The following is a 25,382-nucleotide window of genomic DNA, read 5'->3' as shown; positions in this document are numbered from 1 at the left end:
GCGGCCCCGGATCGAAAGTCTGCGCGCCACTCGCAAAAATATGGTTAAATTCTTGCTGTGGAGAAAAAATCGAAATGCGCTTTGGAAGCGTGTTGACAGCCCTGCGAGGCTGGCCTAGTGGCGGCGCTCCCAAGCGGACGCAACCGTTTAGAACGCGGGTGTAGCTCAGTTGGTTAGAGTGCCGGCCTGTCACGCCGGAGGTCGCGGGTTCGAGCCCCGTCACTCGCGCCACTTGGGAAAATCGCCAGGAAACTGGCAAAAACATATCGCTGCGCGGGTGTAGCTCAGTTGGTTAGAGTGCCGGCCTGTCACGCCGGAGGTCGCGGGTTCGAGCCCCGTCACTCGCGCCACTTCTCATGAAGTGGTTCCAGCAGCGATGAATGAAGAGGCCGGACCTAGTCCGGCCTTTTTCGTTTCAGCGCCGTCATTTGGTCACGGCCGGGGCGCTCCATCGCCCGGTTTCCATCCAGATCAGGAATCGCTTCAGCGGCAGCAGCCACACGACGCCGAGAACGATGTAGATCGGCGTCTGCGCGAGCGCATTCCAGCCTCCGATCAGGCTCGGGACGAAGCTGGCGATGGCGATTGCATAAACGCCCAGCGCGATGACCAGCAGGAGTACCCCGAAGGGGATTCGCCAGGTCGGTGTCTCGCGCATGCTCTATCCTCTTATGCGTTATATATCCGTGTCGGCGTGACGATGGCGGCCAGAGGCCGGTCGTGTGGTTCGACGGGCAGTTCCTCGGCCAACTGGCAGTCCCATGCAAGCCCGATTGCAGTGACATCGGGGTGTGCGGCCAGCCAGCGGTCATAGTGGCCGCCGCCTTGGCCTAGCCGATGGCCGTCTGCGGTGAATGCGACCAGCGGGACGATCACGATGTCCGGTACGACAGCTTCGTCGTGAAGCGAAGGCTGCATGGCTCGCCAAGGCCCGGCTTCCAGCAACTCATCGTCCCACGGGTTGCCCCAGATACGAAATTCCATCGCCGCATCGCGTGCCGGGAAGAACGGCAAGGCGACCCGGTGGCCGTTTTCAGACAGCCAGCGCGCCCAGCCAAGGGCAGGGGCCTCGGAGCCTGACGGATGGTACAGTCCGACCGTCGCGTCCGCGGGGATCATCGCCAGCACCGGAGCAGGGGGGCGGTTCAGTATCAGCGCGCGCAGGTTCTGCGGCAGCGCCTCGACATGTTCCGCGCGAGCCTGGCGATAACGCTTGCGCAAGGCGGCCTTTTCATCGGCAAGGTCGATGGGCGACGACGAGTGGGGCACCGTGGGCGTTTCCAGTCAACTGAGTATGGGGCTGGTCTGCGACATATCGATTAGAATTCCAACTTTGGTATTGTTGGAAGACTGAAACCTAAGCCCATGAAAAGGTGACGGGATCCACCATGGGTCGTTTGCCTAGAAATCCTCTGACGCCTCGACGTCAGGTGGGGACCATGTGCGTCGGACCAGGATCCGGGCAGGGACAGCCCCCATTGGATTGCTTATAGCCTCAGGGATGTTCGAACGGCTCGTGCCGGGCAGACCCCGTCGAGACCTAATTAGGCGCTTGGCGCGTCACTCTCAAGAAGGTCTGCAAGATTTTCAACGCGCGCGGCAACCGCGTCGAGGCGCTGGGCCAGATCGGGAGGGATTGTTGCTTCCGCAGCCGGGGCCGGCTCTGTCGGGCGATTGCGCAACTCATGAAGCTCGTCAGCGAGCATCAGGGAGGCAAACAGCAGCATCCGCGATTCGGTTTGTCCGACGACACCTGCGGTCGCGACTTTGGCGTCGATGAGCCGCGCGAGCCGCAGGATATGCGCTTCCTCGCCATCTGCACAGGCGAGGGCGAAATCGCGGCCACCGATCGAAAGCGTGACGTTGCCCATCAGGTGCGCTCCGCGAGCAGTTCGTCGAGGCCTGTGAGCGACAGGGCGACGCTCTGCTTGAGATCGTCGTGGCGGCGGCGCAGGTCGGTTTGGTCCGAGGCGGCCTTCGTGGTCGCCATCTCGATCCGCGCTAAAGCCGCCTCGATGCGATCGAGCGCGAGCAGGGCAGGGGCCTTTTCCATATGATTGCGCTGGGCTCATTGCCGGTGTGAGGCAAGCAGTTGTGCGCCGTTGTTCACAATCTTGTCATGCGACTACGCTTCACAAGTGCTCTACTTGCGATGGACTGTACTTGCCCCCATGTTCACGGCCGATCTTCCCCAGCCTTCGGCCCGAACTGCAGAGGGTGAAATCCGGCGGTGAACTTGACGGGAAGCGGCCTCTCCCTAAAGGGGAGCGCAAATTCACGAATCGTCCCAATATCCCGCGTACCCGGAGTAGTTCCATGACCCTCGCTTCCGACCGTCTCGCGCCGATGGCCAACGCCATCCGGGCGCTTTCGATGGATGCGGTCCAGGCTGCCAACAGTGGCCACCCCGGCATGCCGATGGGCATGGCCGACGTCGCGACGGTGCTCTTCTCGAAGTTCCTCAAGTTCGATCCGGCGCAGCCCAAGTGGGCCGACCGCGACCGTTTCGTGCTGTCGGCGGGCCACGGCTCGATGCTGATCTACTCGCTGCTGCACCTGACCGGTTACGCCAGCCCGACGCTGGAAGACATCCGCAACTTCCGTCAGCTCGGCTCGGTCTGCGCGGGTCACCCCGAGAACTTCCTCATCGAAGGTGTCGAATGCACCACCGGCCCGCTGGGCCAAGGTGTTGCGATGGCGGTCGGCATGGCGATGGCCGAGCGTCACCTTGCCGCTACCTTCGGTGACGATCTGGTCGACCACAACACGTGGGTTATCGCCGGTGACGGCTGCCTCATGGAAGGCGTCAACCATGAGGCGATCGGCCTTGCCGGTACGCTCAAGCTGGGTCGTCTCAAAGTCCTGTGGGACGACAACAAGATCACGATCGATGGCGACGCTTCGCTTTCGACTTCGGAGGACATCCCGGCGCGCTACCGCGCTTCGGGCTGGGACGTGTTCGATTGCGACGGCCACGATTTCGCCGACATCGAGCGCGCGCTGGGTCAGGCTGCGGCTTCGGACAAGCCCACTCTCGTCGCCTGCCGCACGCTGATCGGCAAGGGCGCGCCCAACAAGCAGGGCGGCCACGACGTCCACGGCTCGCCGCTGGGCGCTGCCGAGATCGAGGCTGCACGCGAGTATCTCGGCTGGACTTCGGCTCCGTTCGAGATCCCGGCTCAGATCGCTGAGGACTGGCACCTCGTCGGCAAGCGCGGCACCGCTGCGCGCCGCGAATGGGAAGCCCGTCTTGCGGGCCACCCGAAGAAGGCCGAGTTCGAGCGCCGCATGGCCGGTGACCTGCCTTCGGGCGACGAAGCCGCGAAGACTTTCGCAAGCTGGCTCGAAAGCGAGACCACCGTCGCCACCCGCAAGGCATCCGAGAACGCCCTCAACGTTCTCGCGCCGCTGGTGCCGGAGATGGTTGGCGGCTCTGCTGACCTCACCGGTTCGAACAATACCAAGGCGAAGTGCCAGTCGGCCTTCAATGCCGACGACTATTCGGGGCGCTATGTCTACTACGGCATCCGCGAATTCGGCATGTCGGCGGCGATGAACGGCATGGCGCTGCACGGCGGCGTAATCCCCTACGGCGGCACCTTCCTGATCTTCTCGGACTATGCCCGCAACGCGATCCGCATGTCGGCGCTGCAGCAGACCCGCGTGATCTATGTTCTCACACACGATTCCATCGGTCTCGGTGAAGACGGTCCGACGCACCAGCCGGTCGAGCAGGTGATGTCGCTGCGCCTGATCCCGAACCTGAACGTGTTCCGTCCGGCCGACGTGATCGAGACCGCCGAAGCCTGGCAGATCGCGATTTCGACGCCCGAGACTCCCTCGGTTCTCGCGCTGACCCGCCAGAACCTGCCGCAGCTGCGCACTTCGGGCGAGATGCTCACCGCGCGCGGCGCTTATACGCTTCGTCATGCGGAGGGCGACCGCAAGGTCATCCTCATCGCGACCGGTTCGGAAGTCGAGCTGGCGGTAAAGGTGCGTGACGCTCTGCAGGGCCAGGGTATCGGCGCAGACGTCGTCTCGATGCCGTGCATGGAACTGTTCGAGGCGCAGGACGCATCGTACAAGCATGAAGTGCTGCCCAACGATCCGTCGATCGTGCGCGTCTCGATCGAGGCAGGCGTGACACACGGTTGGGAGCGCTTCACCGCATTCAGCCGCAATGGCGGCCTCAACATCGGTCTGGACCGCTTCGGCGCGTCGGCCCCGGCAAAGGTTCTGTTCGAGCGCTTCGGCTTCACCGTCGATGCGATCGTGCCGCAGATTCTGGAAAAGCTCAGCGCCTAAGAGGAGATTAGGATTATGGCGATCAAGGTTGCGATCAACGGTTTCGGACGTATCGGGCGTAATGTCGCCCGCGCCATTCTCGAGCGTACCGACCATGACCTCGAGCTGGTGTCGATCAACGACCTCGCCAGCGCCAAGGCCAATGCCCTCCTCTTCAAGCGCGACAGCGTCCATGGTGCGTTTGCGGGCACCGTCGAAGTCGACGGCGACGACCTGATCGTCAACGGCAAGCGCATCAAGGTGACTGCCGAGCGCGATCCGGCGAACCTGCCGCACGCCGCCAACGGCATCGACATCGCGCTGGAATGCACCGGCTTCTTCACCGACAAGGTGTCGGCCTCGAAGCATCTCGAAGCGGGCGCCAAGCGCGTGCTGATCTCGGCACCGGCCAAGAACGTCGACCTGACCGTCGTCTACGGCGTCAACCATGACAAGCTGACCGCGGAGCACGTCGTCGTCTCGAACGCGTCGTGCACCACCAACTGCCTGGCGCCGTTCGCCAAGGTTCTGCACGAGAAGATCGGTATCGAGCGTGGCCTGATGACCACGATCCACTCGTACACCAACGATCAGAAGATCCTCGACCAGATCCACTCCGATCCGCGCCGTGCCCGCGCCGGTGCGATGAACATGATCCCGACCAGCACCGGCGCCGCCGTCGCCGTCGGCCTCGTTCTGCCGGACCTCAAGGGCAAGCTCGACGGTTCGTCGATCCGCGTGCCGACCCCGAACGTCTCGGTCGTCGACCTGACCTTCGTGCCGCAGCGCGACACCACCGCCGAGGAAGTCAACGCTCTGCTCAAGGCCGCTGCGGAAGGCGAGCTGAAGGGCGTGCTCGGCTACACCGACGAGCCGCTGGTCTCGATCGACTTCAACCACGATGCGCACTCGTCGACCATCGACAGCCTCGAAACCGCCGTGCTCGAAGGCAAGCTGGTGCGCGTGCTTTCGTGGTACGACAACGAGTGGGGCTTCTCCAACCGCATGGTCGACACGGCCGGCGTAATGGGCGGCCTGCTTTGAGACCTTGATGGAGATGGGCCGCCTCATCGGTATCGCGCGAAGGCTTCGGCCTCGCGCGCCGATGGAGGAGTTACGGTCCGTCACCGTTACTGCCGCCGCGGGAGTCCATGGGGACTTTCGCGGCGCGGTGCGTCCGGGCAGGAAGCCAAGGCGGCAGGTCTCCCTGATGGAGATCGAAAGCTGGCAGGCCGCCCTTGATGATCTCCATGCCTCGGACCTTTTCGGAGAGCGACCGCCCTGGCATTCGCGCCGGGCGAACCTTCTGGTCGAGGGGCTGCGTTTCCCGAGGGAAACCGGCTATGTCGTGGCGATCGGGCAGACCCTGCGCATCGCGATTACCATGGAATGCGATCCGTGCAGCCGCATGGAAGAGGTGGCGCCGGGCCTCAAGGGCGCGCTCATGCCGGACTGGCGGGGCGGCGTGCTGGGCACGGTGCTGGATGACGGCGAAATTGCCGTCGGCAACGAGATAAGGATCGAGAGATGAGCGCTTTCAAGACCCTGGACGATCTTGGTGATGTTGCGGGCAAGGTCGCGCTGGTGCGCGTCGACCTCAACCTGCCGATGCAGGACGGCGCCGTCACCGACGACACTCGGATCCGCGCCGCCGCTCCGACGATTCTCGAACTGAGCGAGAAGGGCGCAAAAGTTCTCCTGCTTGCCCACTTCGGCCGCCCCAAGGGTGAGCGCGTATCGACCATGTCGCTCTCGATGGTGGTCGGCGCGGTCGAGAAGACGCTGGGCAAGGAAGTGATGTTCGTGCCCGAGATCGCCGGTGACGTGGTCAAGCAGGCTGTCGGCATCCTTCGCGGAGGCGATATCGCAATCCTTGAGAATACGCGGTTCTGGAAGGGTGAGGAAAAGAACGACCCCGAACTCGTCGCTGCGATTGCCGCCAACGCCGATTTCTACGTCAACGACGCGTTCTCCGCCGCACACCGCGCCCATGTCACCACCGAGGGACTGGCCAAGGTGCTGCCCGCTTATGCCGGCCGTTCGATGCAGGCTGAGCTTGAGGCGCTGGAAAAGGCGCTCGGCACGCCCGAGAAGCCGGTTGCTGCCGTCGTCGGCGGCGCGAAGGTTTCGTCCAAGCTTGACGTGCTCAAGCATCTCGTCACGCAGGTCGATCATCTCATCATCGGCGGCGGCATGGCCAATACCTTCCTCGCCGCCAAGGGCGTGGACGTGGGCAAGTCGCTTTGCGAGCATGACCTGACCGACACCGCGAACGAGATCCTCGCCACGGCGGATGCCTCGGGCTGCACGGTCCACCTGCCCTACGACGTCGTGGTGTCGAAGGAATTCGCCGCCAACCCGCCGTCGCTGCGCACCTGCAATGTCCATGAGGTCGAGGCGGACGAGATGATCCTCGACGCCGGTCCGAACGCGGCCGAGACGCTGGGCGATGTGCTCAAGAACTGCCGCACGCTGGTCTGGAACGGCCCGCTCGGTGCGTTCGAGATGGCTCCCTTCGATGCAGCCACCGTTGCCCTTGCCCGCACCGCCGCCGCGTTGACGGTGGAAGGTACGCTCGTATCGGTTGCTGGCGGCGGCGACACCGTCGCGGCGCTCAACCACGCGGGCGTGGCGCAGGACTTCTCCTACATCTCGACGGCTGGCGGCGCGTTCCTCGAATGGATGGAAGGCAAGGAACTGCCTGGCGTGGCGGCGCTTTCCGTCTGATACGACAAGACAGACCGGGGCAGGATGCGGTGCGCATGAATACCAAGAACCATGCGGCCGCGCCGCCCTGGCAGGGCCGGTACGTGACGCTCGACGGCATGCGCGGGATCGCCGCGCTCGCCGTCGCGCTGTTCCACTACAACATATCGCAGGCCCCGCATGGCTATGTCGCGGTGGACTTCTTCTTTGCCCTGTCCGGCTTCGTGCTCTGCCGCACCTACCTGCCGCGCTGGGAAGCCGGGCTGACGACGTGGCAGTTCATGAAGCAGCGGGTGGTGCGGCTCTATCCGCTGTTCCTTGCCGGGATCGTCATCACCACGCTGTCGGCGATCTCCAATCACTGGACCGGCAAGGGCGATGTCTACAGCTACGCCAAGATCGCCAAGTCGCTGCCGTTCAATCTGCTGATGCTGCCTTCGCCGTTCACCAACACGCTGTTCCCGACGAATGTCCCGGCGTGGTCGCTGTTCTTCGAACTGATCGCGAGCCTGGGGCTGGCGCTGGTGCTTTTCCGTATTCCGCGTGCAGGGCAGATCGCCATCGCGCTGGTTGCGGGATGCTTCTTCGTGCCTGCGGTTCTGGCGCGCGAGGGAGGCAACCTCGGCCCGCTGTGGAGCCAGATGGGTACGACGATGCTGCGCACGACTATGTCGTTTACCATCGGCGTGGTGCTGGCGAGCCTGCCCGCCAAGGAGGTGCGCCATCCGGGCTGGCTGGGGGTTCTGTGCCTCGTCGCGATCGTCGCGATGCTGGTCGCCGACCCCGCCTTCATCCCCAAGGGCTGGTACGACATCGCTTGCGCGGTCGTGGTGTCGCCGCTTCTGGTCTGGCTCGGTTCACGGGGCGAGCCTTCGCGGGTTCTTATGCCGGTCGCGTGGTTCTTGGGTGAGGTGTCCTACGCGGTCTATGCGGTCCATTGGGCGCTGATGGAGCCACTGCGCTACTTCAAGGACGATCTGGGCTGGAACGAGGTGCTGATGGGGGCCGTCTACCTCGCATCCTGTGTCGCTCTGGGTTGGCTCTGTGTCCGTTGGGTCGACATTCCGCTGCGCCGGCGCCTCAACATTCTGTTTCATGCGCGGGCACGCCACGTCCCGCCGCGTGCGATACCGAATTGAACCTTATGGAAACTATGCCGCAGTTGCGAAGCAAGGGGGCGCGGCGTAGGCTTTAATTCAAGTTGCCGAACAACTCAGGAGGAGAAACCATGCAGTATTCGGAAATGACGGCCAAGATGGCCGACGGTGACGGCTTTATCGCCGCACTCGACCAGAGCGGCGGTTCGACGCCGAAGGCGCTCAAGGGTTACGGCATCGAGGATGGTGCATGGTCGAGCGAGGAGGAGATGTTCGGCCTGATTCATGAAATGCGCGCGCGGATCATCTCGTCGGCGGCCTTCACGGGGGAGAAGGTCATCGGCGCCATCCTGTTCGAGCGCACCATGGACGGCACCGTCGAGGGCGTGCCGACGCCGCAGGCGCTGATCGCCAAGGGCGTGGTGCCGTTCATCAAGATCGACAAGGGTCTTGAGGACGAAGCCAACGGCGTCCAACTCATGAAGCCGATGCCGACGCTGGACGAGCTGCTTGCGCGCTCGAAGGCTCTGGGCGTCTACGGCACCAAGGAGCGTTCGGTGGTCAATTCCGCCAACGCCGAGGGCATCGCCGCCGTCATCAAGCAGCAGTTCGAGATCGGCGCACAGGTGCTCTCCCACGGCATGATGCCGATCCTCGAGCCCGAGGTGAACATCAAGAGCGAGACCCGTGCGGAGTGCGACAAGCTGGTGCTCGCCGAGATCCTCAAGAACCTCGACGAACTGCCTGAGGGCCAGCAGGTCATGCTCAAGCTCTCGCTGCCGATCGTGCCGGGCACGTTCGACCCGCTGGTGGAGCATCCCAAGGTGCTTCGCGTCGTGGCGCTTTCGGGCGGCTACTCGCGTCCGGAAGCCTGCGTCGAACTGGCCAAGAACAAGGGCATCATCGCCAGCTTCAGCCGTGCGCTGCTGTCCGACTTGCGTGCGCAGATGAGCGATGCGGAATTCGACGCGGCGCTGAGCGAGGCGATCGAGGAAATCTACGTCGGTTCGACCCAGAAGGCCGAGGCCGCCGCAACGGCCTGATCGTTTCGGTCCGGAAAATGAAGAGGCGGCGCTCGCAGGGGCGCCGCCTTTTTCGTGCTCTCAGTACCCGCCCATGAAGCGGAAGCCGAAGCGATAGGCATTGGGCGCGATGGTGCCGCCGTTATCTCCACCGGCGACCTTGTCCGGCCGGATCTGCACCAGTTCCAGCGTGCCGTCCGCTACCCGTGCCGGCTTGCCGGAGGTAAGCTCCAGTTCGCCGCCGGTGCCGCTTTCGATGCGCACCCGCAGACGGACCTGCCCGGCCCAGACGCAGCGGGCGTTCATGGGGCAGCGGCTGTCTTCCAGCACCTGAAGGGGCGTGACGCGCGGTCCGCTGACACTAACCGTCTGGCCGAGCGCTGCATAGATCAGCGGATCTTCGGAAGGCGCAGGCGCCTCGGGCGGCGGCGTGTAGTTCGGCGCGGGGCTGTAGGCGGGAGCGGGCGCGGGACCGGGAATCGGCTGCGTCTGGGCGGGTGGTACGCGTGCAGGATCGGCGGGCGGGATCATCCGGCAGCCGGGAAGGGCCAGGGCGAGGATCGCGAGAGCGGCGGTCGATTTCATCGTGCGGAGAATGGCATCGCTCCCTGAACGGTTCCGTAACGAGGCATTGGCGCCCGGTTAGCGCCGCATTAGCAGCGACTCTGGATGCTCAGAAGGCAGGTTTCGACGGAGGGCCTTTTCCTCATGCCGGGGAGCAGCTAGGGCGCTAGGCATGACCGACGAAGCCGACATCCCGCGCGAACCCACGCAGCTCTACCTGATCTCGCCGCTGGACGTGAGCGGGGCTTTCCCGGACCGGCTGGCCCGGGCGCTCGATGCGGGCGAGGTCGCGGCGTTCCAGTTCCGCGTGAAGGACGTCGACCAGCACGAGGCTGCGCGTCTGGCGGAGCCCTTGCAGAAGATCTGCGCCGACCGCGAGGTCGCCTTCATCGTCAATGATTCGATCAGCCTGGCGAAGCGTCTCGGCGCGGACGGCGTGCATATCGGGCAGGAGGACGGCACCGTCGAGGAAGCCCGCCAGGCACTCGGTCGCGATGCGCAGATAGGCGTCACCTGCCATGACAGCCGCCACCTCGCCATGGAAGCGGGCGAGAATGGGGCGGATTACGTAGCGTTCGGCGCGTTCTTCCCGACAACTACCAAGCAGACCAAGCACGTCGCCGGGCTGGACCTGCTCGAATGGTGGCAGGCGATCTTCGAAATTCCCTGCGTCGCCATCGGCGGGGTTACGCCGGGCAACTGCGGCGATCTGATCCGGGCAGGCGCGGACTTCCTCGCCGTGTCAGGCGCTGTCTGGAACGGCGATGAGGAAGCTGCGGTTCGCGCCTTCCACGAGGCGATCGCGGCGGTTCAGGGCTGATATCTGGCGCTGCTCGCTTCTGCCCGCAGCCATGAGATGCCGAAGCAAAGCCCAAGGGCAGCCTTAGAAGTCGATCTTGGTGATCACTTCTTCGCCGAACTTCTGCGCCTGCTCCAGATACTCGGCGCGCGTCTCGGTGTAGATCGTCGCGCCCGAGCCGTCGACGCCGAGCGACTTGAGGTTGGCGAAGTGGTCCAGCGCCTCCTGTGCGTTCCAGCCCGCCTTCACCGAATAGGTCGATGAGGCGATGACCTTGGGCGGAACCTCGCGCCCGACCTTCACGCAATGCTCGGCCATGTAGGCGATGGCGGCGAGGATATCGTCGTCGCCTTCGAGGTTGGCGGTGCGGGCGGTGTCGGTGATCGCCTTGGGCACGAAGAACGGGTGCCAGGCATCCCCGAGTTCGACGGCCCGGCGCAGCGCTCGCTTCGAGTTGCCGCCCACCAGCAGCGGCGGATGCGGCATCTGCGCGGGCGTGGGCAGCACGCGGTTTCCGAGCGCGGTGTAGCCGTTGCCCTCGAAAGTGAAATCCTCGCCGGTCCAGGCCAGCTTCATGGCCTTCATGTATTCGTCCATGATGTCGTTGCGACTGTCGAAATCGACGCCCAGCGCCTTGTACTCCGCCTTCATGTATCCGGCGCCAAGGCCCAGGATCACGCGCCCGCCGGTGAAATGATCGAGGCTGGACACCGCGCGCGCAGTGATGAACGGGTTGCGATAGGGCAGGACGAGGATGTTGGTCTGGAGCCGCAGCGTCGTCGTCGCCGCGCCCAGCATCGAGAGCATGACGAAGGGATCCTGCGCATAGTGCCCGCCGTTGTCGAGCCAGCGCGAGGATGGCACCGGATGGTCTGTGACGGTGCCCGCATAGAAGCCCGCCGCCTCGACCGCCTTCGCGATCTCGTGCAGCGCCTGCATCGTGCCCCATTCCTGCGGCTTGTCGATATGGTCGAAGGGCAGGCTGGTGCTGAGGGTGAAGGTCATCGCTGTTCCGTTTCGTTATTCGGTGACTTCGGGCGGGAGCACCCAGGCGTCGGTGCGGTCGCGCACCCAGCCGCCGGATGCCCAAGAGCCGCCATCGACGGGAATGATCGTGCCGGTGACGTAGCTGGCCATCGGCGAGGCAAGGAACACCGCGACGCGGCCGCATTCCTCGTCGATCCCGGCGCGACCGGCGGGAATGCGCTTGCGGATGCCTTCGACCTGACCCGGGCTGGACTGGAACCATGTGCTCTCGTCCACCGGCCCGGTGAACTGGCCGCGCGTTCCGGGTGTCACCGTGTAGTCGGGGGCGATGGTGTTCACGCGGATGCCGTGTTCCGCGAATTCCAGCGCCAGCGTGCGGGTCAGGTTGTTGATGCCCGCCTTGCAGGCCGCGTAGACGGCATAGCCCGGCGCGGCGCGGCTCGCCTCGATGCTGGTCACGTTGACGATGGAGCCGCCGCGCCCGCCCGCGATCATCACCGGCACCGCCGCCTGCGTCGCGGCGAGGTTGCTGACGAGGTTGAGGTCGATGTGTCGCCGCCAGTTCTTCTCGGTCAGGTCGAGGAACCCGCGTCGGGTGACGCCGCCCGCATTGTTCACCAGCACGTCGAGCCGTCCGAAGGTATCTGCCGCTTGCGCAACCGCGCCCTGCAGGGCCTCCACGTCCATCACGTTGCCGGGAATGCACAGCGCTTTCCGCCCGCGCTGCTCGACCATGCGGGTGACCTGCTCGCAGCGCTCCGGGACGGCCTCGACGATCGCGATGTCCGCGCCCATATCGGCCATGCACAATGCAATGGCGCGACCGATCCCGCCGCCGCCGCCGGTCACGAAGGCAACTTGCCCGGTCAGGTCGATGTCGCTTGCCTGCAAGGGTTCCTCTCCGCTCGACAGGGCCGTGTGCGGCCTCTGGTGTCAGTTCGCTGTGGCGAACATAAATTCAGCATCAGCCAAGTCGGCAGGCTCGTCTATATCTTTCGCGAGGCCGGGCAGGGTGATCGTCTCGGCGGTCAGGCCGAGAGTTCCGGCCGCCTCGCGGTGGAGATTGGCGCTGCCGGTTCCGTAGTGGCAACGGAACGCTGCCGCCTCGGGCAACGGCAGCGAAAGTGCGTTGGTGCCGGTGCCGTGGCGGTCGGTCGCGATGCCGATCACTCCGGCGGGGAGGCGGGTGAGATGGCGCAGGTCCTCGGCATTGAGGCAGGGAAGGTCGCCTGCGAGCACGATGATGCGATCCGGCGCCGCGCCGCGCGCCGCGATGGCGAGAGCGCGTTCGAGTGCCGGATTGAGGCCGTCGCCCGGATCGGGGATGAACGGCAGCGCGCCGCGCGGCGGCCCGATCAGGATCGTGCGATCCGCGACTTGCGCGGCAGCCCGGATGACGTTCGCCAGCATCGCCTCGACGAGATCGTCGCGCTGACGATCCGGCAGCGCAGATGCGAGGCGCGTCTTGCCTTGACCCCGCGCCTTGACCGGGATGAGCGCCCAGACCGTCACGGGATCGCCGGGGCTTCGGTCAGGCTGGTGAAGCGGATGCCTGCGCCATCGGCCTTGTAGGTCTTGTTCATGTAGATGAGGATCGAGGTCAGCGCCTCCGCCGCCGCCGAATTGGCGAGGGCGCCGCCAGAAAGCCCGCGCAGGCCCATGCCGGGGCACAGGTCCACCACCGTCTTGCGCGCCTCCACGTCGTCCGAGAAGACCAGAACGTCGCAGTCGATGGCGTGGTCGGAATCGAGATGATGCGCGGAGACGTTGTGGAACGCCGTGACCAGCCGCGCCTCCGGGCCGAGGTGCGCCCGCGCCTGCATCGCCGCGCTGCCCTCGGCCGGAAGCTGCACGCGCATGACCTTGGGCGGAACGAGCGGCACCGTGGTGTCCACCACCACCGCGTCACCGATGCGGCTGCTGATCTGTGCGAGGGTATCTCCCTGCGAGGCATGGGGCACGGTGACGATCACCACGTCCTTGCCCTCCGCGGCGTCGGCATTGGCGGCGAAGCCTGCCGCGCCCAGCTCCTCGGCGGTCCCCTGCGCCTTCTCGGCCGAGCGCGAACCGATGGTGACTTCGTGCCCCGCGCCGACGAGCCTGCGCGCGATGCCCTTGCCCAGTGCTCCGGTGCCGCCGATGACCGCGATCCTTGCCATGCCTGTTATCTCTCCCGCGAAGTTTCGCCCGTGGCGATTGTCGTTGTCGGCGGCGGACTTAAGGTGTCGTTCGGGAGAACAGGATGAACGCCATTCCGGAACTGACCGTCAAACCGCTGGCCGGCCTGCCCATGTTCGCCGCCGGCCAGTCGATTGCGCAAGCGATTTGCACCGCTCTGGCGGCCACGGGCGATGCCTTACGCGACGGCGATATCTGCGTGGTGGCGCAGAAGATCGTCTCCAAGGTGGAGGGGCGCATGGTGGACCTCGCCTCTGTCGAGGTGGGTGAGGAGGCGCTTGCCCTCGCCGCGAGGACGGGCCGCGACCCGGCGATGGCACAGGCGATACTGGACGAGAGCGCGGAGATCATGCGGCCTCATCCAGCGGCGATCATCGCCCGGCACCGGACCGGCCATGTCCTCGCCAATGCCGGGATCGACGCCAGCAACGTCGAGGGTGGGGACAGCGGCACGGTGCTGTTGTGGCCGGTCGATCCCGACGCTTCGGCGCGACAATTGCGGGCCGATTTGCGGGAGGCGAGCGGAGTGCATGTCGGCGTCGTCATCGCCGATTCCATGGGCAGGGCCTGGCGCATCGGCACCGTCGGCACGGCGATCGGCTCTGCGGGGATCACCGTCTTGGAAGACCGGCGGGGCAAGGCGGTCGATCTCTACGGGCGCACCCTGCAGGCGACGGTGATCGCCGTCGCGGACTCGATCGCGACCATGGCGGCGCTGGCGATGGGCGAGGGGGACGAGGGCACGCCCGTCGCCATCGTGCGCGGAGCGCAGCGCTGGACCTGCGAAGATGATGGCCCCGGCGCGGCGAGTGGCTTGCGCCCGGTCGAACAGGATATGTTCCGATGAAAAAGCATATACTTGCACTCAGCGGCGGGGTCGGCGGGGCTAAGCTGGCGGCGGGGCTGGCATCGGTGCTGGCGCCGGAGGACCTTACCCTTGTGGTCAATACCGGCGACGATTTCGAGCACCTCGGCCTGACGATCTGTCCGGACATCGATTCCGTCACTTATGCGCTGGCGGGCCTCAACGACACCGAGCGCGGCTGGGGCGTGAAGGACGAGACGTGGCAGGCCATGGCGATGCTGCGCGCGCTGGGGGAGGCCGACTGGTTCAACCTCGGCGACCGGGACATGGGAATGCATATCGCCCGTTCCTGGCGGCTTCGCGGGGGCGATACGCTGTCTGCGGTGACGGCCCGTCTGACGCGCGAACTCGGTATCGCGCATGCGATAGTTCCGATGAGCGAGGCGCCTGTGCGCACGCAGGTCGGCACGGCGGAAGGGTGGCTGGATTTCCAGCGCTACTTCGTCGCCGAACAGTGCCGTCCGGTGGCGACGGGGGTGCGTTTCGAGGGTGCTGCCAGCGCCGCGCCGTCGCCTGCATTCGCCGCTGCGCTGGAGCGCGATGACCTTGGCGCGATCATCGTATGTCCCTCGAATCCGTACCTCAGCGTCGATCCGATCCTTGCCGTGGGGGACGTGCGGGAGGCGCTGGAGCGGCGCAAGGTGTCGCTGGTGGCGGTATCTCCGCTGGTGGGCGGGGCGTCGCTCAAGGGGCCGCTGGGCAAGCTGCTGGGGGAACTGGGCAAGCCGGTCTCCAATGCCTCTATCGCCGATCACTACGGCGATCTTCTCGACCATCTGGTGATCGACGAGGCCGATGCCGGGGATGCGGGGGACTTGCGGGCGCGGGGGCTTTCGGTCACCGTTTGCCCAACAGTCATGTGGCATGCCGACGACCGGGAGAGGCTTGCACGCGTAGCACTGATCGCAGCCGGTATCGAGACAGGATGACCATGGCACGCGACGATAACGCATTGATAAACCGACTCCTTTCTGCGCCTCTGGACGAAGTTCTGGCCGAAGCTAGGGCGCGCCGCGCGGCCCGTTTCGGACCGCACACACCGGCGCGGATGACCTATTCGCGCAAGGTCTTCATCCCGCTGACGCGGCTCTGCGCGGACGTCTGCCACTACTGCACTTTCGCCACCACGCCGTCCCGCCTGGAAGCGCCGTTCCTGAGCGAGGAGGAGGTGATGGAGATCGCCCGCGCGGGCGCTGCAGCGGGGTGCAAGGAGGCGCTCTTCACCCTGGGCGATGCGCCCGAGCGACGCTATGCGGTGGCGCGTGAGTGGCTGGAAAAGCGCGGTTTTTCGCGCACGATCGACTACGTGCGGCATTGCGCAGAACGTGTACTGAACGACACCGAACTGCTACCACACATCAACCTGGGCGTGCTTGAGGAGGACGACTGGCGCACACTGCGCCCCGTGGCGGCCTCCGTGGGGCTCATGCTGGAAAGCACGTCCGAACGCCTGCTCGAAAAGGGCATGTGCCACCATGGATCTCCCGACAAGGTGCCCGCCGTCCGCCTCGCCTCGCTGGCGGCAGCAGGGCGAGCGAAGCTGGCGACCACCAGCGGGGTTCTCATCGGCATCGGCGAGACGCCGCGCGAGCGGATCGAGTCGCTGATCGCGCTGCGCGACCTGCATCGGGAGCATGGCCATCTTCAGGAAGTCATCGTCCAGAACTTCTGCCCCAAGCCGGGGACCAAGATGTCCGGCGCCATCGAGGCGAGCGAGGCGGACTTCCTGCGCACCATCGCCGCCGCCCGCATCGTGCTGCCGGACGAGGTTTCGGTGCAGGCGCCGCCCAACCTCAACGACGAGCGGCTGGCCGAACTGATCGACGCCGGGATCGACGACTGGGGCGGGATTTCCCCCGTCACTCTGGACCATGTGAACCCCGAGGCGCCCTGGCCCGAGATCGAGCGGCTGGAGGCCGTGTGCGCCCGCGCCGGTCTGCCGCTGGTCGAGCGCCTGACCGTCTATCACCGCTTCATCGAGGAGGACGGCTGGCTCGACCGCGCGATCCGTCCGGCGGTGCTGCGCCTGTCCGATGCCGAAGGGCTGGGCCGCGACAGCCGCTGGAGTCCGGGCGTTTCCGATCCTGCGCCGGGCAGCGTCACCAGGCCGCTCGCGCGCCGCGATCACGGCCCGGTGGCGAGCCGCATCCATCGCATCCTCGACCGTGCGGCCAGTGGCACGGCGCTGGGCGAGGACGAGATCGCCGCCCTGTTCGCAACGCGCGGCGCGGCGGCGCGGGCCGTGGTGGAGGCGGCGGATGCGCTGCGGGCCGAGGTGCGCGGCGACGTCGTGACCTACGTGGTCAACCGCAATATCAACTACACCAACATCTGCACGCACGCCTGCTCGTTCTGTGCCTTCTCCAAGACCAGCAGCAAGGCGGGCTTTCGCGACAAGCCCTACGACCTCGACCTTGAGGAGATCGCCGCCCGCGCCCGCGAGGCGGTGGCGCGCGGGGCCACCGAAGTGTGCCTGCAGGGAGGCATCCATCCGCGCTACACCGGCGAGACGTACCTTTCGATCCTGCGCGCGGTGAAGGACGCCTGCCCGGACCTGCACGTCCATGCCTTCTCCCCGCTGGAGGTCAGCCAGGGCGCACGCACGCTGGGCATGCCGGTGTCGGATTACCTTGCCATGCTGCGCGATGCCGGGCTCGGCTCGCTGCCGGGTACGGCGGCGGAGATCCTGTGCGACGATATCCGCGCCAAGATCTGCCCGGACAAGCTGACCACCGACGAGTGGCTGGACGTTGTCGGATCGGCGCATAGGGTCGGGCTGCCCACCACCTCGACGATCATGTTCGGCCACCTCGAAAGCCCGCGTCACTGGGCGCGGCACCTGCTGGCGCTGCGCAACCTGCAACTCGACACCGGCGGCATCACCGAGTTCGTGCCGCTGCCGCTGGTCCACATGGAGGCGCCGTTCTACCGCAAGGGCCAGAGCCGCAAGGGGCCCACGTGGCGTGAGGCGGTGATGATGCACGCGGTCGCGCGTCTCGCGCTGCACGGGGCCATCGATTCCATCCAGGTGTCATGGGTCAAGCTGGGCATGGACGGCGCGGCGGCGGTGCTGGCGGCAGGCGCCAACGACCTCGGCGGCGTCCTCATGGACGAGAGCATCAGCCGAGCAGCGGGCGCCTCGCACGGCCAGCTTGCCGAAGTGGCCGACATGCGCGCGGCGGCAGAAAGCGTGGGGCGCAAGCTGCGGCAGAGGACGACGCTGTACGGCGAAGTCGGGGCCGTGATGGCGTAGGGTTGTTCCTCCCCCGACGGGGGAGGGGGACCATGCGAAGCATGGTGGAGGGGCACCCTCGGGATTGCCGGACCTCGATCGGCGCGCTCTGTTTCAAGGCGTTCGAACGAAAGGGCACGCGATCCGCCGCGTGCCCCTCCACCACCCTGCGGGTGGTCCCCCTCCCCGTGCCGGGGAGGAGCTTTGGGCGCGCGTCCAACCTGCCGCCTTAGGTCAGGCTTGTCCGCGAATGTCTCGCCAGTATTCGCGCTCAACCTCAGGGTCGATTTCGACGAGCTTCGAGCCGCCATGCAAGCGATCCGCTCCATCCTTGCGTGGCCCGGAAATCCAGAATTGCGCGCCTGTATCGACGTCGAAGTAATTCGCCTTGAAACCGCTTCCGTCGAGCGACTGGAATACCCGGCCCTGATAATGGATCGATCGTCCGGTTTTCGAGAACGTGACCCGACCGATCCGGGCAGGGCCGTTCAGACCCTCGGATTTGTCCTCGATATACATGATGCGCGTCTTGGGCTTCGACATGGTTCGATTTTAACGAAGACGTATTGCAAGGCAATGTTCGCTCAGGCTGAACTTGTCGAAGTCCCGGCCGCACGCGGCACGTTTAGGCCAAACCTCGTCATTGCGAGCATAGCGAAGCAATCCACGGTCGGCGCACTGCGCTGGATTGCTTCGCTATGCTCGCAATGACGAAAGAGGCATGAAACTAAATCACATCGCCCGAATATGCTGCCACATCGGCTCGGGCATCCAGGTATATTCGATGTAGTGCCCGAACACCTTGCGCGCATCGAGGTACAGGAACTTGAGCGCGCCCTCCGGTTCGCCGGAAAGGTCGCGTTCCATGGCGATGGGGAATTCCTGCGTGTCCACGCGCGCGCGAAAATCCGTCCAGTCGGGCACGCGGAAGCAGATGTGGTGGAAACGCAGGGGTCCGCCGTTCGACAGGCAGTTGGCGTAGATGCCGACCTCGTCGACCTCGTTCTCGATCAACTCGTATTGCAGGTCGCCGATCCAGATGAAGCAGATGCGTCCCTTCTGGCGCTTCGGGCCGGAAGGGGTGAGCACGGTCTGGTCGACCGGGATCACCGTCGGTTCCTTCTCCAGCCCACGGCCGCGGAACAGGTCTATGCCCGCTTCCAGATCGTCGCAGATGTAGGCGTTCTGGTAGTGCAGCCCTTCCAGCATCTCAGCCCTCCCGCGCGACGTCGTAGCGCGACAGGTAGCGTTCGAAGAGGGGTTCCAGTTCGGCCTTGCTCAGCCCGTACTGCGCCAGCTTGTATTCGTGCTTGCCGAACTTGTCCTGCGGGTTGTCGTCCACCCACTTCTGCACGCCGGCCTCCGCCTCGGCGGTCCATTCGTCGCCCAGCGCAGCGTAGACCTTCTTCGTGGCGGCCACCGGGTCTTCCACGATGTCGGCGTAGTGGACGTCGATGATCCTGTCCTCGCCGAACTTGTCGCGGAAATCCATGATGCGGTTGGCGTGTTCGGCGGCCTGCCAGGGGTAGTCCTGCTTCAGCCATTCGGCGTCGATCCGGCCCATGTGCGCCTGATGGCTGAGCGAGATGATCGAGCACAGCGAGCCGGTGGCGGTGAAGGGATCGCGGTGCGTCCAGATCACGCGGGCATCGGGATAGACCTTGAAGATCGTCTCCAGCCACAGCGCATGGCTGGGCTTCTTGACGTTCCAGACGCCGCCTGCGTGCTGCTGCAGCATCTGCAGGAACTTCTTATGGTATTCATAGGCACTGGTCATGTCGCACGAGAAGATGAAGTCCTTGTAGAGCGGCAGCTTGCCCTTGGACTCGATCATCAGCGTCTTGAAGTCGTGCGCCATGAAGAACACGCACTCGTTGGGGTAGACCGCCGATCCGCGATAGTACTTGCCCATGGCCGGGTTCGCTTCCAGCGCGGCCTTCTCCTGCGCGAGCCGGGTGGTGGCGCGCGGGTCGGTGGTGAGCAGCGCGCTGGAGCCGACCGGCGGCACCGGATCGTCGATCTCCCAGGTCAGCGGCGAACGGCGCGCGGGATCGGCGGCGAGGAGGTTCGACATCAGCGTGGTGCCGGTGCGCGGCACGCCCATGACGAAGACGGGGCGCTCGATGGGGCGCTCCAGCAGCTGCGGGTTCTCGCGCAGGTACTGCGAGGTCTTGAGGCGGCCGCGCAGGTAGTGGAGCGTGTCGTTGCGGGCACGGGCGATGCCGCCCTCGCTCATCCAGCCCTTGGCGATCCCCTCGTTGAACGAACGGGTGAAGACGTCGAACCCTTCACGCCAGCTGTCGTTGTCGAAGGTGTCGATGCCGGTCTCGCGGATCGCCTGCTCGACGAGGGCGTCGGGTACGAGCTGTTCGGCGGCGGTGGTGGCCATTGTGTTGTCCTCTTCCCGTGCGGCCGATCGGTCGGCCTTGCATGGGGACCAGATAACCCGTGCGGGCAGGGCGCTGGCAACGTGGAAGGGGTGAGAGAAGGGGACGTTGTGTCGAATTCGGGTCAAGACCCGACGCTCAAGCCAGCACCCGCCCCTGCCGCTGGCGGAAGGTACTGGGGCTAGCCCCCACCGCCCGGCGGAACGCGAAGGTGAAGCTGGAGGGGGAGGCGAAGCCCATGGAGAAGGCGATGGTCTTCACGCTCTCGCCCTCCATCAGCAGGCGCTTGGCGGCCTCCATGCGGCGCTGCTCCACGTAGTCGCCGATGGAGCAGGCGCGGCTGACGCGAAAGCCGCGGGTCAGCTGGCGGACCGAGAGCGAGCAGAGCCTTGCCAGTTCCTCAAGGCTGGGCGCGGCAAGATCGTCGGCCAGCCGCTCGTCGATCAGGCGCAGGCGCCAGCCGGACAAGCCACCGGTGACGGGGCGCTCGGCGATTTCGAGGCTGTGGCGCGCCAGTTCGATCGCCAGTTCCCCGCCAAGGAAGCCGAGCATCCGCTGCGCGGAAAGGCCGGGATGGCGCACCTCGGCGGTGATGCGGAACAGCAGCGCACGCATCTGCGCACTCGCGATGTCGAGCGCGGCGGCGAGGTGCGGATCGTCCCAGGCGAGGGTGCGCCCGGCGAGATCATGGACCAGCGCCGCGTCGATCGTGCAGACGAGCGAGGCCTGCCGCCCGCTGCCGCCCCGGATGAACAGTTCCTCTCCCGGCGGGATGACGAAGACGTCACCCAACCGCTCCAGCCGGTGCGGCCCCCAGCGATGGCGATAGCCGCCGCGCGACTGCAGCGGGCGTGGGGTGAGGCACATGTTGACGTGGTAGCCCTCGTTCAGCGCATGGCGGGAGTCGGTGGGCTCCGGGATATCGAAGCGCACGATCTGCGCGTGGACGCCCTGCGTTTCCAGTTGCGCGTCGATGCACATGGTCGCGGTGCGGGTCATGCTGCTCTCCCTTATGTGTCCCGGACGCTACCTTAGGGCCTGAATTCTATGTCTGCCGTGCTTGCCCGGCAATGCCCCCGCGCCGAACATCGCGGCCACGAAAGCGCCGCTCGAATGGCGCTGCACGGGATCGAGGGAGAGACTGATGGCGAGTGGCCTGTTCGACTGCACGGGCAAGGTGACGGTGGTGACCGGCGGCAACGGCGGCATCGGCTTCGGCTTCGCGATGGGCGTCGCCAGGATGGGCGGCGACCTGGCGATCTGGGCGCGCAATGCGGAGAAGAGCGCGAAGGCCAAGACCGAACTGGAAGCCGCCGGGGCGGGCAAGGTCATCGCCTATCAGGTCGACGTTTCCGAGGAAGCGAACATCGCCGAGGGCTATGCGCAGGTCATGGCGGACTTCGGCCGCGTCGACTGCGTCTTCGCCAATTCGGGCGCATCGCCGCGCTATAACTCGGTCTTCGAGATGCCGACCGAGCACTGGTACGAGTTCCAGAAGACCGCGCTGCACGGCGCCTTCTTCACCCTGCGCGAAGGCGCGCGGCTGATGAAGGAACGGGTCGAGGGCGGCGATGAGAGCGGCGGCAGCCTTGTCGCCTGCGGCTCGCTCTCGCTGTTCCAGGGCCTGCCGGGCAAGATGGAGTATGCGTCGTCAAAGGCCGCGGTGGCGGCGGCGATCCGCTGTCTGGCCATCGAACTCGCGCCGCTGGGCATCCGCGCCAACGTGGTCGCACCGGGCCTCATCATCACGCCGATGATGGGCGAGGGCGCCCGCGCCGACGCCGTGGCGGCGCACTTCGCCCCGACGATACCGATGAAGCGCACCGGCTTTCCCGCCGACTTCGAAGGCATCGGCGCCTACCTGTGCTCGGACGCCAGCAGCTTCATGACCGGTGAGACCATCACCATCGACGGCGGCTACATGGTTCGGCCGTAACGGCGGCGGACCCGAGAGGAGAGCGATATGGAACTGCTCAGAATCCACGGCTCGGGCGACGTGCGCCTCGATGCCTACGAACGCCCGGAGACGGGGCCGCTCGACGTGGTGGTGAAGATGAAGTCGGTCGGCATCTGCGGATCGGACCTGTCCTACATCAAGATCGGCGGCATCCCGACGCCGGGCACGATCACCGCGCTCGGCCACGAAGGCGCGGGCGAGGTGATCGAGGTGGGCGCGAGCGTAGAGGGCATCGCGGTGGGCGATCCGGTGATCGTCAACCCGATGATGACGCCGGGCAACATCGGCTCGGGCGGGCCGGAGGGCGCCTTCACGCAGGAACTGCTGGTGCGCGAGGCGCGGCTGGGCGAATCGATCCTGCCGATCCCCGAGGGCATCGACTACGACGTCGCCGCCATGTGCGAGCCGCTGGCCGTCGCCATGCACGGCGTCAACCGCGCGGACGTGAAGGCGGGCGACAAGGTGGTGGTGTTCGGCTGCGGCCCCATCGGCCTTGGCATGCTGCTGTGGCTGATCGACCGGGGCGTCACCGATGTCGTCGCGCTCGACCTTTCGGAAGAGCGGCTGGAACGCGCCCGCGCGCTGGGCGTGCAGGCGGCGCTCAACCCCGCCGAGGTGGACCTGCGCGCGGAACTGGCGCGGCTTCACGGCGAAGTGCCCAGCTATGGCCGGGTCGGCGTCGGCACCGATGCCTTCATCGACGCAGCGGGCGCGCCGAACATCCTTTCGCAAGTCGTGATGATGGCCAAGTTCCATGCGAAGCTGGTCATCACGGCGGCTTACATGAAGCCCATCGAGTTCCCCGTCGGCCGCATGCTGACGAGCGAGATGACCATCACCACCGCTGTCGGCTATCCCACCGAAATGCCCGATGTGATCGCCGCCATGCCGCGCCTGCGGGACAAGATTGCCGCGATGATCAGCCACAAGCTGCCCTTCAGCGAGGTCATGAAGGGCCTTGAGATCGCCGCCACCCCGCAATCGGCGAAAGTCATGATCGGCTTCGAGGAGAACTGAGATGAGCGACGTGAAGGAAGCCGCCCCCAGGCTCGCCTCGCTGGTCCGCTCGGGCGACGAGCAGGCCGAGGCCATTGCCGTCACCGACTTCGTGTTCGAGGCGAACGACATCTCCAACGCCTACCTCGTCACGACCGACGAGGGCGACGTCATGGTCAACACCGGCTTCATGGACAATGCCGAGCGCACGAAGCGGCTGCTGGAACCGCACCGCACCGGCCCGCTCGCCTTCATCGTCCTGACGCAGAGCCATGCCGACCACTTCGGTGGCGTGCCCGAGTTTCTGGAAGACGGCACGCAGGTGATCGGCGGCCCCGGCTTCACCGAGGCGTGGGGCGACATGAACCGCCTGCAACCCTTCTTCGGGCCGAGGAGCGGCAAGCTCTGGGGCTCGACGCTCAAGCGCGGTTCCGCGCCCAAGCCTGCGCCCGACGTGGTGCCCGATATCCTCGTCGACCGGCGGCTGACCGTTGAACTCGGCGGGCGGACCTTCGAGATCATCTCCACCCCCGAGGGCGAGACGATCGACGCGCTGACGGTGTGGATGCCGAAGGAGAAGATCGCCTTCACCGGCAACCTGTTCGGGCCGGTCTGGCTGTCGATGCCGTTCCTCAACACCCTGCGCGGTGACAAGCCCCGGCTGGTGCGCAATTACCTGAAGTCGCTGGAGGTCGTGCGCGATCTGGGCGCGGAGATCGTCATCACCGGCCACGGCGACGCCATCGTCGGCAAGGACCGCATCCGCGCCGATCTCGACAAACTGCACGCCGCCGTCTCATACGTGCGCGACTACACGCTGGACGGGATGAACGCGGGCCGGGACGTCCACACCCTGATGCGCGAATTCGCCTGGCCCGAGGGGCTGGAGATCGGCGAGTTCCACGGCAAGGGCAGCTGGGCGGTCAAGTCGATCTGGCGCGAATATTCCGGCTGGCTGCACTACGAAGACGGCACCACTGCGCTTTACGGCGTGCCGCGCAGCAGCGTGGATGCGGACCTCGTAGACCTGGCCGGCGGCGCGGTGAAGCTGGCCGAGCGGGCGCAGGCGAAGCTGGACGCGGGCGCGGCGCTGGAGGCGGTCCACCTGACCGACATCGCGCTGGGCGCGGAGCCTGCGAATGTCGAGGCGCTGCGGGTGCGCAAGGCTGCGCATGAGGCACTGCTCGCCGCTAGCGGGGGCAGGAACCTGTCGGAGACGATGTGGCTGCGTTCGGAGATCGCGGCGATGGAAGCGAAGCTAGGGTAGGGGGGAGCTAAGGCGGCGTTCGCTTTCCCCATTTTTCGTCATTGCGAGCACAGCGAAGCAATCCACGGTCAGCCCGTGACGCTGGATTGCTTCGCTGTGCTCGCAATGACGAATTGGGTTTAGTTCTCTCAATCGTCCACCTTCACCATCCCGCCCAGCACCGGCCCGCCTGCCACGGCAATCGCCTCGCCGGTGATGTAGCTGGCCGCATCGCTGACCAGGAACGCCACCAGTTGAGCGACCTCCTCCGGCAACCCGTAGCGGCGCAGCGGGAAGACATGCGCGGCGCTGTCGGCGTCGAAGCCGGTCTTCTCCCAGCCCGCGCGGGCTTTCTCGGTGGCGGTCATGCCGGGAGCCACGGCGTTGACGCGCACGCCCGCAGGTCCCCACTCGGCAGCGGCGACGCGGGTGAACATCTGCACGCCCGCCTTGGCGGCGGAATAGGCCGCCACTCCCTGCGTCCCGTGCATCCCTGCCACCGACGAGATGTTGACGATGGCCCCCTTCACCTTGCGCAGATACGGAAATGCCGCCTGCGAGGCGTACATCGCAGAGTTCAGGTTCAAGGCGATGTCGCGGTCCCACTTGGCCGGGTCCATCTTCGCGATGCCGACATGGCCATGCGCCCCGCCCGCATTGTTGACGAGCACGTCGAGCCGCCCGAAGTGCCCCGCGACCGTCTCCACCAGCGCCTGCACCGGGGCCAGTTCGCGCACGTCCGCCTCCACCGCCAGCGCCTTGCGGCCCAGCGCCTCGACTTCCGCGACCACGGCATCGAGCGGCGGGCGCTTGCGTCCCGCTACCGCAACGTCGGCGCCCCGGCTCGCCAGCAGCAGCGCGGTGGAGCGGCCTATGCCGGTGCCGCCTCCCGTCACCAGCGCCACGCGGCCGGTCAGGTCGAATTCCTCGAACATGGTCCTCTCCTCCATCGTCACCCCGTCCAGCGTGGCCGCGATATCGGCGGCGATGATCGGCGCGGGCCTTGGCAAGCGCAGGCCGGGCATCTTCACTTCGCAGGGATGTTCGGCAATAAGGTAGTAA

General features: G+C 66.0%; 27 protein-coding genes and 2 tRNA genes. 15 read left to right on the top strand and 14 right to left on the bottom strand.

The genetic code is table 11. From position 1 onward, the window contains the following. Nucleotides 1-154 precede the first annotated feature (154 nt). Nucleotides 155-231 (top strand) — tRNA-Asp (locus tag LO787_RS22525). 42 nt (nt 232-273) lie between these two features. Then, a tRNA-Asp gene (locus LO787_RS22520) sits at nt 274-350 on the top strand. A gap of 74 nt (nt 351-424) precedes the next feature. Here the strand turns inward: LO787_RS22520 and LO787_RS22515 are convergent. The 4 genes from LO787_RS22515 to LO787_RS22500 all read right to left on the bottom strand — a co-directional run bounded on the left by LO787_RS22515 (nt 425) and on the right by LO787_RS22500 (nt 2,053). After that, nucleotides 425-658: a DUF2842 domain-containing protein gene (locus LO787_RS22515; RefSeq protein ID WP_232493210.1), complete on the bottom strand. Its 234-nt coding sequence runs from the start codon at nt 656-658 to the stop codon at nt 425-427. Nucleotides 659-669: 11 nt separating this feature from the next. Further along, entirely contained in the window at nt 670-1,221 is a 552-nt protein-coding gene (locus LO787_RS22510; protein ID WP_232493209.1) for a 5-formyltetrahydrofolate cyclo-ligase, read from the bottom strand. A gap of 323 nt (nt 1,222-1,544) precedes the next feature. After that, a complete protein-coding gene (locus LO787_RS22505) occupies nt 1,545-1,871 on the bottom strand; it encodes a cell division protein ZapA (RefSeq protein WP_232493208.1) in 327 nt (108 codons plus the stop codon). Further along, nucleotides 1,871-2,053 (bottom strand): hypothetical protein, encoded by a 183-nt coding sequence (locus LO787_RS22500; RefSeq protein ID WP_232493207.1) that lies wholly within the window; start codon nt 2,051-2,053, stop codon nt 1,871-1,873. Before LO787_RS22500 ends, LO787_RS22505 begins: the two co-directional genes overlap by 1 nt. 263 nt (nt 2,054-2,316) lie before the next feature. Between LO787_RS22500 and tkt the strand changes: the two genes are divergently transcribed. The 6 genes from tkt to LO787_RS22470 all read left to right on the top strand — a co-directional run bounded on the left by tkt (nt 2,317) and on the right by LO787_RS22470 (nt 9,130). Further along, nucleotides 2,317-4,305 carry a transketolase gene (tkt, locus tag LO787_RS22495; RefSeq protein ID WP_232493206.1) on the top strand — a complete coding sequence of 663 codons (1,989 nt, stop codon included), beginning with the start codon at nt 2,317-2,319 and terminating at the stop codon, nt 4,303-4,305. A gap of 15 nt (nt 4,306-4,320) precedes the next feature. Then, nucleotides 4,321-5,328, top strand: a complete 1,008-nt coding sequence (gene gap, locus LO787_RS22490) for a type I glyceraldehyde-3-phosphate dehydrogenase (RefSeq protein ID WP_232493205.1) — start codon at nt 4,321-4,323, stop codon at nt 5,326-5,328. Nucleotides 5,329-5,389: 61 nt separating this feature from the next. After that, a complete protein-coding gene (locus tag LO787_RS22485) occupies nt 5,390-5,815 on the top strand; it encodes an MOSC domain-containing protein (RefSeq protein WP_232496397.1) in 426 nt (141 codons plus the stop codon). Continuing rightward, a complete protein-coding gene (locus LO787_RS22480; RefSeq protein ID WP_232493204.1) occupies nt 5,812-7,011 on the top strand; it encodes a phosphoglycerate kinase in 1,200 nt (399 codons plus the stop codon). The genes LO787_RS22485 and LO787_RS22480 overlap by 4 nt, the downstream gene beginning before the upstream one ends. 35 nt (nt 7,012-7,046) lie before the next feature. Further along, nucleotides 7,047-8,129, top strand: a complete 1,083-nt coding sequence (locus LO787_RS22475) for an acyltransferase family protein (RefSeq protein WP_232493203.1) — start codon at nt 7,047-7,049, stop codon at nt 8,127-8,129. Between the two features lie 89 nt (nt 8,130-8,218). Then, nucleotides 8,219-9,130 carry a fructose bisphosphate aldolase gene (locus LO787_RS22470; protein WP_232493202.1) on the top strand — a complete coding sequence of 304 codons (912 nt, stop codon included), beginning with the start codon at nt 8,219-8,221 and terminating at the stop codon, nt 9,128-9,130. A gap of 60 nt (nt 9,131-9,190) precedes the next feature. Here the strand turns inward: LO787_RS22470 and LO787_RS22465 are convergent, their stop codons facing one another. Continuing rightward, nucleotides 9,191-9,694, bottom strand: a complete 504-nt coding sequence (locus tag LO787_RS22465) for a hypothetical protein (protein WP_232493201.1) — start codon at nt 9,692-9,694, stop codon at nt 9,191-9,193. Between the two features lie 151 nt (nt 9,695-9,845). Here LO787_RS22465 and thiE point away from each other — a divergent pair, with 151 nt between their 5' ends. Then, nucleotides 9,846-10,493, top strand: a complete 648-nt coding sequence (gene thiE / locus LO787_RS22460) for a thiamine phosphate synthase (protein ID WP_232493200.1) — start codon at nt 9,846-9,848, stop codon at nt 10,491-10,493. 63 nt (nt 10,494-10,556) lie between these two features. On the opposite strand, the gene LO787_RS22455 is transcribed toward thiE, so the two are convergent. The 4 genes from LO787_RS22455 to npdG are packed head-to-tail and all read right to left on the bottom strand — an operon-like array spanning nt 10,557 to nt 13,618. Beyond that, on the bottom strand, nt 10,557-11,477 hold the full coding sequence (locus LO787_RS22455; protein ID WP_232493199.1) for a TIGR03619 family F420-dependent LLM class oxidoreductase: 921 nt from the start codon (nt 11,475-11,477) through the stop codon (nt 10,557-10,559). A gap of 15 nt (nt 11,478-11,492) precedes the next feature. Further along, nucleotides 11,493-12,350: an SDR family NAD(P)-dependent oxidoreductase gene (locus tag LO787_RS22450; RefSeq protein ID WP_232493198.1), complete on the bottom strand. Its 858-nt coding sequence runs from the start codon at nt 12,348-12,350 to the stop codon at nt 11,493-11,495. Between the two features lie 42 nt (nt 12,351-12,392). Next, nucleotides 12,393-12,971, bottom strand: a complete 579-nt coding sequence (gene cofC, locus LO787_RS22445; RefSeq protein WP_232493197.1) for a 2-phospho-L-lactate guanylyltransferase — start codon at nt 12,969-12,971, stop codon at nt 12,393-12,395. Then, nucleotides 12,968-13,618, bottom strand: coding sequence for an NADPH-dependent F420 reductase (npdG, locus tag LO787_RS22440; protein ID WP_232493196.1), 651 nt, complete (start codon nt 13,616-13,618; stop codon nt 12,968-12,970). The genes cofC and npdG overlap by 4 nt, the downstream gene beginning before the upstream one ends. A gap of 83 nt (nt 13,619-13,701) precedes the next feature. Here npdG and cofE point away from each other — a divergent pair, with 83 nt between their 5' ends. Genes cofE through cofH form a run of 3 tightly spaced genes read left to right on the top strand, consistent with a single transcriptional unit; the run spans nt 13,702 to nt 17,755 of the window. Further along, on the top strand, nt 13,702-14,484 hold the full coding sequence (gene cofE / locus LO787_RS22435) for a coenzyme F420-0:L-glutamate ligase (protein WP_232493195.1): 783 nt from the start codon (nt 13,702-13,704) through the stop codon (nt 14,482-14,484). Further along, nucleotides 14,481-15,431: a 2-phospho-L-lactate transferase gene (cofD, locus tag LO787_RS22430; protein WP_232493194.1), complete on the top strand. Its 951-nt coding sequence runs from the start codon at nt 14,481-14,483 to the stop codon at nt 15,429-15,431. The genes cofE and cofD overlap by 4 nt, the downstream gene beginning before the upstream one ends. 2 nt (nt 15,432-15,433) lie before the next feature. Further along, nucleotides 15,434-17,755 carry a 5-amino-6-(D-ribitylamino)uracil--L-tyrosine 4-hydroxyphenyl transferase CofH gene (cofH, locus tag LO787_RS22425; RefSeq protein WP_232493193.1) on the top strand — a complete coding sequence of 774 codons (2,322 nt, stop codon included), beginning with the start codon at nt 15,434-15,436 and terminating at the stop codon, nt 17,753-17,755. 213 nt (nt 17,756-17,968) lie between these two features. Here the strand turns inward: cofH and LO787_RS22420 are convergent, their stop codons facing one another. The 4 genes from LO787_RS22420 to LO787_RS22405 form a co-directional block, all read right to left on the bottom strand. Then, nucleotides 17,969-18,277 (bottom strand): 1-deoxy-D-xylulose-5-phosphate synthase, encoded by a 309-nt coding sequence (locus LO787_RS22420; RefSeq protein WP_232493192.1) that lies wholly within the window; start codon nt 18,275-18,277, stop codon nt 17,969-17,971. A 189-nt stretch (nt 18,278-18,466) separates the two neighbouring features. After that, a complete protein-coding gene (locus tag LO787_RS22415) occupies nt 18,467-18,943 on the bottom strand; it encodes a VOC family protein (RefSeq protein ID WP_232493191.1) in 477 nt (158 codons plus the stop codon). A 1-nt stretch (nt 18,944) separates the two neighbouring features. Then, complete coding sequence (locus tag LO787_RS22410) at nt 18,945-20,123, bottom strand: sulfotransferase family protein (RefSeq protein ID WP_232493190.1); 1,179 nt, start codon at nt 20,121-20,123, stop codon at nt 18,945-18,947. 136 nt (nt 20,124-20,259) lie between these two features. Beyond that, a complete protein-coding gene (locus LO787_RS22405; protein WP_232493189.1) occupies nt 20,260-21,120 on the bottom strand; it encodes a helix-turn-helix transcriptional regulator in 861 nt (286 codons plus the stop codon). Between the two features lie 145 nt (nt 21,121-21,265). Here LO787_RS22405 and LO787_RS22400 point away from each other — a divergent pair, with 145 nt between their 5' ends. Genes LO787_RS22400 through LO787_RS22390 form a run of 3 tightly spaced genes read left to right on the top strand, consistent with a single transcriptional unit; the run spans nt 21,266 to nt 24,341 of the window. Continuing rightward, nucleotides 21,266-22,057 (top strand): SDR family NAD(P)-dependent oxidoreductase, encoded by a 792-nt coding sequence (locus LO787_RS22400; RefSeq protein WP_232493188.1) that lies wholly within the window; start codon nt 21,266-21,268, stop codon nt 22,055-22,057. A 27-nt stretch (nt 22,058-22,084) separates the two neighbouring features. Further along, nucleotides 22,085-23,095 (top strand): zinc-dependent alcohol dehydrogenase, encoded by a 1,011-nt coding sequence (locus LO787_RS22395; protein ID WP_232493187.1) that lies wholly within the window; start codon nt 22,085-22,087, stop codon nt 23,093-23,095. 1 nt (nt 23,096) lies between these two features. Beyond that, complete coding sequence (locus LO787_RS22390) at nt 23,097-24,341, top strand: MBL fold metallo-hydrolase (protein WP_232493186.1); 1,245 nt, start codon at nt 23,097-23,099, stop codon at nt 24,339-24,341. 128 nt (nt 24,342-24,469) lie between these two features. Here the strand turns inward: LO787_RS22390 and LO787_RS22385 are convergent, their stop codons facing one another. Then, a complete protein-coding gene (locus LO787_RS22385; protein WP_232496396.1) occupies nt 24,470-25,345 on the bottom strand; it encodes an SDR family NAD(P)-dependent oxidoreductase in 876 nt (291 codons plus the stop codon). Between the last annotated feature and the right edge of the window lie 37 nt (nt 25,346-25,382).

Source organism: Novosphingobium kaempferiae (assembly GCF_021227995.1).
In the GTDB taxonomy this organism is placed as follows: domain Bacteria; phylum Pseudomonadota; class Alphaproteobacteria; order Sphingomonadales; family Sphingomonadaceae; genus Novosphingobium; species Novosphingobium kaempferiae.
Note: the sequence above shows the minus strand (reverse complement) of the source record. Positions and strands in the feature narration are given on the sequence as shown.